Annotated in this window: 8 protein-coding genes; 4 read left to right on the forward strand and 4 right to left on the reverse strand. The window is 41.5% G+C overall.

Annotated elements, in window-relative coordinates; all coding sequences use genetic code 11:
- On the forward strand, positions 1–480 hold a 480-nt coding region (locus I6E24_RS13185), incomplete at its 5' end, for an Lrp/AsnC family transcriptional regulator (RefSeq protein WP_235328995.1).
- Between the two features lies 1 nt (position 481).
- Here the strand turns inward: I6E24_RS13185 and I6E24_RS13190 are convergent.
- On the reverse strand, positions 482–970 hold the full coding sequence (locus tag I6E24_RS13190; RefSeq protein WP_235328996.1) for a dihydrofolate reductase: 489 nt from the start codon (positions 968–970) through the stop codon (positions 482–484).
- A 23-nt stretch (positions 971–993) separates the two neighbouring features.
- Positions 994–1,788, reverse strand: a complete 795-nt coding sequence (locus I6E24_RS13195) for a thymidylate synthase (RefSeq protein ID WP_235328997.1) — start codon at positions 1,786–1,788, stop codon at positions 994–996.
- A 101-nt stretch (positions 1,789–1,889) separates the two neighbouring features.
- Here I6E24_RS13195 and I6E24_RS13200 point away from each other — a divergent pair, with 101 nt between their 5' ends.
- On the forward strand, positions 1,890–3,323 hold the full coding sequence (locus I6E24_RS13200) for a methyltransferase RsmF C-terminal domain-like protein (RefSeq protein WP_235328998.1): 1,434 nt from the start codon (positions 1,890–1,892) through the stop codon (positions 3,321–3,323).
- Here the strand turns inward: I6E24_RS13200 and I6E24_RS13205 are convergent.
- Together I6E24_RS13205 and I6E24_RS13210 are read right to left on the reverse strand one after the other, a co-directional pair.
- Positions 3,307–5,454: a DNA topoisomerase 3 gene (locus I6E24_RS13205; RefSeq protein ID WP_235328999.1), complete on the reverse strand. Its 2,148-nt coding sequence runs from the start codon at positions 5,452–5,454 to the stop codon at positions 3,307–3,309. The genes I6E24_RS13200 and I6E24_RS13205 overlap by 17 nt on opposite strands.
- Positions 5,455–5,533: 79 nt before the next feature.
- Positions 5,534–6,919, reverse strand: a complete 1,386-nt coding sequence (locus tag I6E24_RS13210) for an ATP-binding protein (RefSeq protein WP_235329000.1) — start codon at positions 6,917–6,919, stop codon at positions 5,534–5,536.
- 552 nt (positions 6,920–7,471) lie between these two features.
- Here I6E24_RS13210 and I6E24_RS13215 point away from each other — a divergent pair.
- The gene (locus I6E24_RS13215; RefSeq protein WP_235329001.1) at positions 7,472–9,151 is read left to right on the forward strand and encodes a DUF262 domain-containing protein; all 1,680 of its coding nucleotides are present in this window, start codon (positions 7,472–7,474) and stop codon (positions 9,149–9,151) included.
- A 399-nt stretch (positions 9,152–9,550) separates the two neighbouring features.
- On the forward strand, positions 9,551–11,616 hold a 2,066-nt coding region (locus I6E24_RS13220), incomplete at its 3' end, for a DNA methyltransferase (RefSeq protein ID WP_235329002.1).

An 11,616-nucleotide genomic window follows, 5' to 3' on the forward strand; every position in this document is an offset into this window, starting at 1 on the left:
GGACATCATCAGTTGGATAATTTGGATGAACAAATTCTGCGTATGATTGCAGAAAACGCTCGTATTCCTTTTTTGGAAGTGGCTCGCGTATGTAACGTGTCTGGTGCAGCTATACATCAGAGAATTCAAAAACTTACTAATCTGGGAATTTTAAAAGGCTCAGAATTTATAATTGACCCGGAAAAAATAGGATACGAAACATGTGCTTATATAGGATTGTATTTAAAAGATCCTGAACAGTTTGATTCTGTGACAGAAGAACTAAAGAAAATTCCTGAAGTAGTAGAATGTCATTTCACTACAGGTCAGTATGATATGTTCATAAAGATTTATGCAAAGAATAACCATCACTTGTTGAGCATCATACACGACAAACTGCAACCATTGGGATTGTCTCGTTCTGAAACGATAATATCATTCCATGAGGCAATCAAACGCCAGATGCCTATACTTGATCTGGCGAATGATGATGATGAATAAATTATTTGATACGATCGTAATCACAAAAGCTATATGAGTAGAGATGCTTTTCATTTGTTGAATGGCATTCTCTACTTTTTTCTTCCCATATATCAAGAGATATTTCAGGAAAGAAAGCATCTGCCTCTTTTTCAGAATCATCTATCTCTGTTATATAAAGACGGTCGGCTATAGGCATTGCTTCCTTATACAGGCTTGCGCCACCGATAATAAACACCTCTATTTCATCTTTGCATGCCTCAAGAGCATCTTTCAGGCTATGAAAACACTCTGCACCGGGGAATGTAACATCCTGACTGCTCAGAACAATATTTCGCCTGTTAGGCAGAGCACCCTTTGGAAGAGACTCGAAAGTCTTGCGTCCCATGATTATGGTATGACCGGTAGTCAGAGTCTTGAATCTTTTCAGGTCATTCGGAAGCCAGTACAGAAGTTCGTTCTTATATCCTATACCGTTATTCTTGTTTATAGCTACAATAATCGAAATCATAAATATCCTTCAGTTAATAATTATTATACAGAAACCTTTCCGGCAATGTGTGGCCATGGGTCATAGTTTTCAAGCTGGAAATCCTCATACTTGAAACTGAAAATATCCTTTACGTCAGGATTGATTTTCATCACAGGAAGAGGGCGCGGAGTTCTTGTCAGCTGCAGGTCAACCTGTTCCAAATGATTAAGATATATATGAGCATCACCCAAAGTATGTATGAAATCGCCCGCTTTCAATCCTGTCACCTGTGCCATCATCTGTAGCAGGAGAGCGTACGAAGCTATATTGAACGGCACTCCTAGGAATGTATCCGCACTTCTCTGATACATCTGCAGGCTCAAACGTCCGTCAGCCACGTAGAACTGGAAGAACATGTGACACGGCGGTAAGTTCATATTGTCAAGGTCGGCCACATTCCATGCATTCACGATGATACGTCTTGAGTCAGGATTGTTCTTTATCATATCCACAGCCTCCGAAATCTGGTCGATAAATCCGCCGTCGTATTTTGGCCATGAACGCCACTGATAGCCATATATATGTCCAAGATTACCATCCTCATCAGCCCACTCATTCCATATTCTTACACCGTTTTCCTGAAGATACTTCACATTTGTATCACCTTTCAGGAACCAGAGAAGTTCGTGGATAATGGATTTAAGATGAAGTTTCTTGGTTGTTACGAGCGGAAAACCATCTTCCAGATTAAAACGCATCTGATGTCCGAACACGCTGATTGTACCCGTTCCCGTACGGTCGTCTTTCCTCACGCCTTCGGTCTTTATGCGTTGAAGTAAGTCTAAATATTGCTTCATAAAGATTATGTTGTACTTAATTATTTATTATTGAGGGCAAAGTTAATCAAAAACATTATGAAAAACATTAACTTTGCAGACATTAATATATACAGAAGAATATGAATTTCCCCGTTTCATTTATATCACGAACAGCAGCCCTGATGGGCGAGGAAAACTGTAAAGCCCTCTGCGAAGCGATGCAGAACGATACGCCCGTAAGCATACGAATCAACGGAGCAAAGACCGGACTTGTGCCGGAGGATGCGAAGCTCATCCCGTGGACAACAGACGGATATTATCTGTCTGCACGCCCCACATTCACGTTCGACCCGCTGTTTCATGCCGGAAGCTATTACGTTCAGGAAGCAGCGTCCATGTTTCTTGAGAGCGCTTTGCACCAGTATGTAGGATCACCAGTTGTCGCCCTCGACCTGTGCGCGGCTCCCGGCGGCAAGTCCACCCTACTCCGTTCCTCACTCCCCGAAGGAAGTCTGCTCATAGCCAACGAAGTGATGCGCAACCGCTCGCAGATACTTGCCGAAAACATAGTAAAATGGGGAAATCCTGAAGTGATAGTAACCAACAACGACCCTTCGGACTTCACACCGCTTGAATCCCTTTTCGATGTGATTCTGACTGACGTACCATGTTCCGGCGAAGGAATGTTCCGAAAAGACGAAGTGGCTGTAGAAGAATGGAGCCCCGCCAACGTAGGACTATGCTGGGAACGCCAGCGCAGAATACTCCGCGATATATGGCCTTGCCTGAAACCAGGAGGACTGCTAATTTACAGCACATGTACATTCAACCGTGAAGAAAACGAAGACAACGTAGCCTGGATAGCAAGCGAACTTGGCGCAGAAGTACTTCCTGTAGAAACAAACGAGGAATGGAACATTACAGGCAACCTTGCCGGATATGACTTTCCAGTATATCGCTTCCTGCCACACAGAACCATTGGTGAAGGACTCTTCATGGCTGTACTCCGCAAGAACGGAGCATCTGAAGAAGAATATGACATCCTGTCCGACTACAGCTCAAGAAAAAACAACAGGAAAAACAACAAGAAGCAGGACAAGAAACAAAACTCCCTGACCGTAACCAGCGAAATAAAATCATGGATATGCGAAAGCGAAGATTTTGAATTCTCTATCGACGGAACTACGGCCGTAGCTAAATCACAAAGGCTGAACAGCCTGGAAAACCTTCTGAAAGACAAGGGAAACAACATCCGCATACTTCATCGTGGAATAACCCTTGCCGAAAACAAAGGCAAAGACTGGCAGCCTCATCACTCGCTCGCCATGAGTACAAGCCTCAACAGAGAAAGTTTCCCACAGGCAGAGCTGAGTTATGAACAGGCAATAGCATATCTCAGGAAGGAAGCCGTCACACTCGATGCCTCAATACCTAAAGGATATGTACTCGTGACATACCGCAACACACCTTTAGGCTTTGTGAAGAACATAGGAAACCGTGCGAACAATCTCTATCCCCAGGAATGGAGAATCCGCAGCGGATATATGCCTGACGAGGTCAGAATGGTTTTCTGAAACCGCAACCGTTCTTCCACTCCGAACAACCGTATGCAGTTTTACCCTTTATGATGGTACCCTTACCGCATAAAGGGCAAACCTTGCCGACAATATCATCGCCCACGATTTCCGGTTCAACGGCTTTTTTCTCCACTTTCGGAGCAGCCTTCTTGCGCGGAGTCTTTGCAGCAGCCGGTTTCGCGGCCGCATCTTTTCCTGCAGAACCTTTCTTCGCAGCAGCCTTCACATCCTCCTCCGAAGTAACAGTCACACGGCGGTTGCTCGTATCCCTTATCACGCTATATACAATCTCCGTAACCATCTGCTTCAGTTCGTTGATAAACGTGGCGGCATCGTAACTTCTTTTCTCAATTTCACGAAGTTTCTTTTCCCATATACCCGTCAACTCGGCAGATTTCAACAGCTCCTCATGAATAAGCTGAATCAGTTCCACCCCCGTAGGAGTAGCAATCAGATTCTTCTTCTCCTTGCGGATATATCTTCTTTTGAACAAAGTCTCAATTATGGCGGCACGCGTAGAAGGACGGCCTATACCGTTTTCCTTCATCGCATCGCGCAGTTCGTCGTTTTCCACCAGCTTACCGGCAGTTTCCATTGCCCTTAGGAGAGTAGCCTCAGTATATGGGCGTGGCGGCTGAGTCCACTTTTCGAAAAGCGAAGGATAGTGCGGTCCGCTCTCCCCTTTCGTGAATGCTGGCAGAGTCTTCTCCTCGTCATTCTCCTTCGTATCATCCTGCTGTTCCTTTGCGAACACCACTCTCCATCCCTGTTCCAGGATTTGCTTTCCCGTCACCTTGAATTCTATAGAATCCGCCTCGCCTATCACCGTAGTGGTAGAGAACTTACAGTCCGGATAGAACACAGCAATGAAACGCCTTGCAATAAGGTCGTAAACCGTTTTCTCCATATTCGTAGGCTCACGCGGCTGCACACCCGTAGGAATAATGGCATGGTGGTCCGTAACCTTCGAATTATCGAACACCTTTTTCGATTTTATAAGCGGTTTGCCCGTCAGAGGAGCCGTATATACGGCATAATCCTTCAGTCCCTCAAGAATCTTCGGACACTTGGGATATATATCGTCACTCAGGAAAGTAGTATCCACACGCGGATAAGTAGCCACCTTCTTTTCGTAAAGCGACTGTATGAGCTGCAAAGTCATGTCGGCGGAATAACCAAATTTCTTGTTACACTCGACCTGAAGTGAAGTAAGGTCGAAAAGTCTTGGCGGTGCCTCAGTTCCTTTCTTCGATGAAATGTCGGTGATAGTAAACGGAGCGTTCTTTATGCGTTCCAGCAATTGTTCGCCTGTAGCCTGGTCAGTAATAGGCGGAATACCCCTGTTGGCATCTTCTTTCGCAGGAGTTTTCTTTTTCAGCTGCGGATTTTCCTTCTCGGCTACAGCCTCTTCTGCCAGTTCCTCATCACTCTTGCGCACTATTGCAGAGAACACAGTATCCCTGTACGAAGTCTTCAGTTCCCAGTACTGTTTAGGCACGAAATTCTCTATCTCCTGCTGCCTTTTCACGATAAGAGCCAGTGTAGGAGTCTGCACGCGTCCGATAGACAGCACCTGCTTGTTCTGTCCGTATTTAAGGGTATAAAGTCGTGTGGCATTCATCCCGAGCGTCCAGTCGCCTATCGCACGGCTGAGTCCCGCCTCATACAATGGCTGGAATTCCGACTGGTCCTTCAAGTTTGCAAACCCTTCTCTGATAGCCTCTTCCGTAAGCGACGAAATCCACAGACGCTTCACCGGGCATTTCGCTCCCGCTTTCTGCATCACCCATCGCTGTATCAGTTCACCCTCCTGTCCGGCATCACCGCAGTTTATAATCATATCCGCCTTCTGCATCAACGATTCTATTATCTTGAACTGCTTTTCTATTCCGGAGTCGTTTATCAGCTTAATTCCGAAACGCGGCGGTATCATCGGCAGACTTGCCAGCGACCAAGATTTCCACTGCGGAGTATATTCGTGCGGCTCCTTCAGCGTACACAGGTGTCCGAATGTCCATGTCACCTGATATCCGTTTCCTTCTATGAAACCATCCTTCTTGTTGTGTGCGCCAAGCACTTTCGCTATATCTCTTGCCACACTGGGCTTTTCGGCTATGCAAACTATCATTCTCTGTCAGTATAAGCTTATATAATCGTTAAATGTCATGCAATTTTCGTGATTTTTTCCGATATAACCAAATAACATATTATTTTTCCATCCCCTGTTTGATTTTATCAAGCATCGAAACAGCATATATAGGACAAATTCTGACATGCCTCAACTCATTGGTTTCATTGTCATTATAATCAAACTTGCCGAAATTCTCCATAGAACATCGTACGGCATAATGCAACTTTTTGTCTCTCATAAATCCCCAAAGACTCTTCATGCCTCCCTGCCTGTCCGCCTTTACCTCAATAGGGACAACCACCTGAAGATGATTCGATATGTAATCAACTTCAGCCTGAGAATTTTTGGAATGCCTTACCCAATAATAAAGTTCATGTCTGACATTCGGACTCATGTAGTGGAGCATTTCCAAACCAACGATATGCTCAGCCATAGGACCTTTGTTTGCAAGGTCGTCTGCACTACCCGTAAGAATCTGCGCAGTAATGTCCGATATGTCACCTAATGACATATTCAAGAGTCTGAGCAGCAATCCCGTATCAAGAAGCAGAAGCTTCATATAAGAACTGTCAGTCTCACTTCCCAAAGGCAATCCGTTAGCATCCGTATGAGTGACGGGATGCAGGATTCCGGCAAGAATCAACAGTTCCACAGCCTTCTTTATTTCATGCGTTTTATAGTCCGAGCCTACCCTTGAATACACAAATTTCCTTGTCGCCTGCACGGCAGCACTTCTAAGAGTAAGAAGTAGAATTACAGGATCAACGTTTTTCTTGTACTTCGGAAAATCATCACCATACGCCACGAGTATGTCATCCTGTATTTCCTGACATTTAAGGAAATCATGAGTTTCCACCCACGTTTTCACAGCTTCAGGCATACCTCCTACCAGCATATATATACGAAGCTGTTCCACAAGCTTGTTATGCAAAGCCTCCGGGAGAGGATTTTCTATAGAAGCCTGATTACGTGCTTCCAGCAGAAGGTTCTGCCCGTTGGCCAAAAGAAATTCATCGAATGTCATCGGATACATGAACATGGAATGTATTCTTCCTACCCCGAAAGTTGGAAGTTCATTAAGTGCAAATTCCAGAAGAGAACCGGCTGCGATGACATGCAATTCCGGCAAATCTTCCTTAAAAAATCTCAATGCCATTACTGCATTCGGACATTCCTGTATCTCATCAAGGAAAAGCAATGTTTTCCCGGGCTGAATAGAAATGCCATAAATAGCCGATATTTGTGTTATGATACGTTTCACGTCCAAATCCTCATTGAAAAGAGCCTTATATTGGGGCAGCTTTTCAAAATTTATTTCCACATAACTTTCAAACCGCCTTGAAAGTTCCTTTACAGCCGTAGATTTACCCACCTGCCTTGCCCCACGCAGGAGAAGAGGCTTGCGGTTTTTCCCGGTTGCCCAATCGGACAAATATCTGTCTATAATCCTGCTACAATACATACTTCATAAACCTTTGATTCACACCAACAAAGATACAAAAATTAAAAAATCCAAACAAATAATATGCCTAAAAATTAAATTTTCCAAGGAAATAATCAGGCCAAAAATTGAAAATTCCAAAGAAATAAATCGGCTGATTTTTAAATTTTCCAAAGAAATAATGGATTTGTTTGTAGCGGATATTGGAAGAATCAAAGTAGCAAACAAGACTTTCTAATAATTTCCAACAAAGCTTCTCTTGGTGCTGACGATGGTCGGCAGCACTGACCACGATGGTCGGCAGCATTGCTGACGATGGTCGGCAGCTCTGCTCACAATGGTCGGCACCAAAAAAATATAGTGTATTTTATGTCTGCTTGTTCGAAATCCATTAAAATACTGTTTAACCACTGTTTAAATAGTATTTAAATATAACAAAGCACATATTGCTCCTTCGCAGTGTGAAGGATGTGAAAATGATAGTAGTATAATCTGAAATAATCTTACATTTAATTATTTTCGTTTTGGAATAAAAAGAGTATTTTTGTTGATTATATAAAAGCAGCAAAAATTATGATTGGTATTCAAGATTCAGCAACAAATCATTTTGGTTCTCTCATCAGAAGTGGAGGCAAATATATAATCCCCAAATTTCAAAGAGACTATTCCTGGGAAACAGAACAATGGGATGATTTATGGCAAGACATTGAAGTGATGTATTCCGAAAGAAGCGAGCACTACATGGGATATCTTGTTCTACAGACATCAAATGACGACAAGAACAGCATCATCATTGACGGTCAGCAACGCTTTACCACCATAACCATGATTATTCTTGCTGCCATAAAGTCAATTCAGAAACTTGTTGATAAGGGAATCGACGTAGAAGATAATACACAGAGAATAAAAACTCTGAAAGATACATATATAGGTAATATAGACCCTGTTACGCTTGAATACGACAACATTCTTGTCCTTAACAGAAACAATAACGGTTATTACAAGGAATATATCGTCAAGTTAGGTGAACTGAAACTGCGTAATACTACATATACCGAGAAACTCATGAAGAAATGTTTCGAATGGTATGAAAAACAGTTGACCGGCAAATTCAGAACAGGCCGGCAATATGCGGAATTCATCACTTACCTAGTCGACCATCTTTATTTCACGATAATCAAGGTCGGTAACGAAATGAATGCCTTCCGTGTGTTCGAAACCCTCAATGCACGTGGTGTCCAGCTTTCATCTGCCGACTTGCTTAAAAACTATCTCTTCTCACTGGTTGACAATACAGCCGACCATCCCGGAAGAATTGCCACATTAGAAGAAAAATGGTCTGCCTTGACAAAGAACATTCAGGCGGAAAAATTGCCTGATTTTATCCGCTACTATTGGAACTCAAAATATAAGACAGTAAGAGCAAACGACTTGTTTAAAGCTATACGTGATAAAATAAAAAGTGCCACAGATGTTTTCTCCTTAGTGACCGACATGAACACTTACAGCGATATATTCATGGCATTACGCAATGCCGACGATGAATTATGGCAAGGAAAAAGAGAAATAAGCGAAAATATCAGGCTTCTTAACCTGTTTGGTCTTAAACAGCCGTTTTCCATGTTGATGGCAGCTTATAAGTTTCTCGGTATAAACTATTTTGACAAACTGCTGAAAGATATAATAGTAATCAGTTTCCGCTATAGTGTCATTTGCGGTAAAAACCCGAATGACATAGAACGAGTGTATAACAGCATTGCTATACAAATCACTACCGACAAAGTATATGACAAGAAACAACTTAAAGAAGTATATATAGAAGACAATGAGTTTGTACCAATATTCAGTCATAAAAGCTTTATTGACAGTACACGCAACAACAAAATCATCAGATACATACTTGGAAAGATAGAACGTTTTACAGGAGGTACACGTGAAGTAAACCTTGACGGAAACATCGACACCATAGAACACATTCTGCCGCAAAATCCGGATGAAACATGGGGAGAGAACGACTATAACTTTGACAACCTGATATACAGATTGGGAAATCTGTGCCTGCTTGAAAAGACATACAACAGCGAACTCAAGAATAAATCATACGCTGAAAAGATTGAATTGTACAGCAAATCCGCTTTCGTTTCCACAAGACAAATTCCGGAGGAATATATCGAATGGAATGAGGCTGCTATCAATAACAGACAGCAGAAGATGAGCAATTGCGCAAAGAGTATTTGGAAGATTGATTTTTGAGTGGCATTTTATTTTTTACTGATAAGTAAGGACGCTCATCAATCCTCCATAGATAATAATTTTTTTATGTATAGATTGTAGAACTTACCATACTTATATTCGTAAGTACGTAAAAAGACAAAACAAAGTAAAGTAAATGTACTTTAAACTTTTTGATTACTAACTACAAGCTCAGTTATATACTAAATGTTCACGTAATGTAATATAGTATATAACTGACATGTTTTTTATAAACTGATATACTCGGAATATTAGTACTTAAACCCCTCGAATTCGAGAGGTTTAAAATGAAGAAGACTTATCGATAATCTGAAATAATCTTACATTTAATTATTTTTCATTTTGGAATAAAAAGAGTATTTTTGTTGATGAACTGATTATTTTAAAATAACTATAAGAATGGCCAAGAATACAAAATCCTTTTCACATATAGAAGCGCAAGATGCGTTGGAGAAACTGAATGAATCACATATTTCGGGTGAAGAACTTATTTATCACCTGTTAGCTATCTTTTGTGGTTATGGTGAAGGTAATCTTCGACGCATTCGTGAAGGAGTAGGAAATAAGGCCAAGGATGGTCGTACAATCCTTATTCCAAACCTTATAGCCTATCGTCCGAAGGGACAGCTTGATTTCCACGACGAAATAAAGGATATGCAGTCCGACACTCGCATTGTAAAGCAAATGCCACGCCTATATGTAGTGAGCAATGGAGAAACTATCGTAGCTCTTGACCCTAAAGAAGAGGATATATACGAAAACAATGTATCGCTTATGTGGAAAGATTTTGATTTCTTTTATCCACTTGCCGGTATCGAAAAGATTCAACATATTGCGGAAGCCGAAGCCGATGTCAAGTCAGCCGAACTTATGGCAAAGATTTTCGACGAGATACGCCGTCATAATGACATCAAGGATAAAACGGCGATGCACAATCTTAATATCTTTATGTCGCGTCTGCTCTTCTGTTTCTTTGCCGAAGACACAAACCTGTTTCCTGAGCCTCAACTTTTTACAAATTCCATAAGGCAACATACAGCAGAAGACGGTCACGATCTTGCAGAGTTCATAGACCGTGCATTCTTGGCTATGTCCACTAATAACCCAGCTGTACTTGATAATCTTCCTAAACAGTTCTCCATTTTCCCATACGTTAACGGTGGACTGTTCGAACAGCGAATACCTATACCTGTATTAAGCCGTCGTGCCCGTATTCTTATGATAAAGTGTGGTGACTTTGACTGGAAAAAGATTCATCCGGACATTTTCGGTTCTATGATACAGGCTGTTGTAACTCCCGAAATGCGTGCTGGTCTTGGTATGCACTATACCTCTGTTCCCAACATTATGAAGCTAATAAAGCCATTGTTTCTGGACGAACTGTACGAAGAGTTTACCGTAGCCAAAGAAATCAAAGACGTCAAGCGTATGCGTAAGCTGTTGGTAAGATTGGGAAAAATCAAATTCTTCGATCCAGCCTGTGGAAGCGGGAACTTCCTGATAGTAAGCTACAAATGTGTACGTGAACTTGAAATAAAGATTTGGCAAGTATTACGTAAATGGGGAGAGCCGGAACTCCCAATGTCAAACATAAGCCTTCAACAATTCTATGGCATAGAGATAGACGATTTTGCTTGCGATACCGCAACATTGTCCCTATGGCTTACTGAGCATCAGATGAACAACGAATTTGAGAAGGAATTCAGTATCCGTCCAAACGCTTTACCTTTGCGCCCGAGTGGGCTTATCGTATGTGGAAATGCGTGCCGTTTGGATTGGGAAACTGTTTGTCCGCATAAAGCTGATGATGAGGTTTATATTATGGGAAATCCGCCGTACATAGGGAGAAGTCTTAGAAAAAGCTCCCATCAAGATGATATGGATTTTGTTTTTAAAAACATTTTCGATAAATACAAAGATTTAGACTATATTGCATGTTGGTTTTATAAAGGCTCAAAGTATATCGAGAATTCTAAAACATTTTGTTCTTTCGTAACTACAAACTCAATTTGTCAAGGAGTTCAGGTCTCGTTATTGTGGTCCCAATTACTCTCATTCGTTAATATATATTTTGCATATAATTCTTTTAAATGGGGTAACAATGCAAAGGGTAACGCAGGTGTTACGTGCGCTATTATTGGAATAAAGCCCCAAAATATTGAAAGGAACAAGGTTCTTTATAGGGCAAACAGCTCTATAAAAGTTAAAAATATATCCCCTTATCTTATTAATTCTGAAGCTAATATAATCTATCCTATAGGCAATCCTTTAAATAATCTTCCTCCAATGGTTTTAGGAAACGCACCTAAAGATGATGGTGCTTTTATACTTACTTCAGAAGAAAAAGAACATTTTAAAGCACATTATCCTGATTATTCATTTTTTATTAAACCTTTTATCGGAGCAGAAGAATTTATTAATGATAAGCCTCGTTATTGTTTTTGGATAACAGATGAAACTTATGC

The sequence above is a fragment of the Bacteroides caecigallinarum genome (genome assembly GCF_021530995.1).
GTDB classification, from domain to species: domain Bacteria; phylum Bacteroidota; class Bacteroidia; order Bacteroidales; family Bacteroidaceae; genus Phocaeicola; species Phocaeicola faecigallinarum.

Bases quoted from the DNA above. Each gene is read 5' to 3' on its own strand.
- I6E24_RS13190 (WP_235328996.1), bottom strand. From the start codon at position 970: ATGATTTCGATTATTGTAGCTATAAACAAGAATAACGGTATAGGATAT.
- I6E24_RS13195 (WP_235328997.1), bottom strand. From the start codon at position 1,788: ATGAAGCAATATTTAGACTTACTTCAACGCATAAAGACCGAAGGCGTG.
- I6E24_RS13200 (WP_235328998.1), top strand. From the start codon at position 1,890: ATGAATTTCCCCGTTTCATTTATATCACGAACAGCAGCCCTGATGGGC.
- I6E24_RS13205 (WP_235328999.1), bottom strand. From the start codon at position 5,454: ATGATAGTTTGCATAGCCGAAAAGCCCAGTGTGGCAAGAGATATAGCG.
- I6E24_RS13210 (WP_235329000.1), bottom strand. From the start codon at position 6,919: ATGTATTGTAGCAGGATTATAGACAGATATTTGTCCGATTGGGCAACC.
- I6E24_RS13215 (WP_235329001.1), top strand. From the start codon at position 7,472: ATGATTGGTATTCAAGATTCAGCAACAAATCATTTTGGTTCTCTCATC.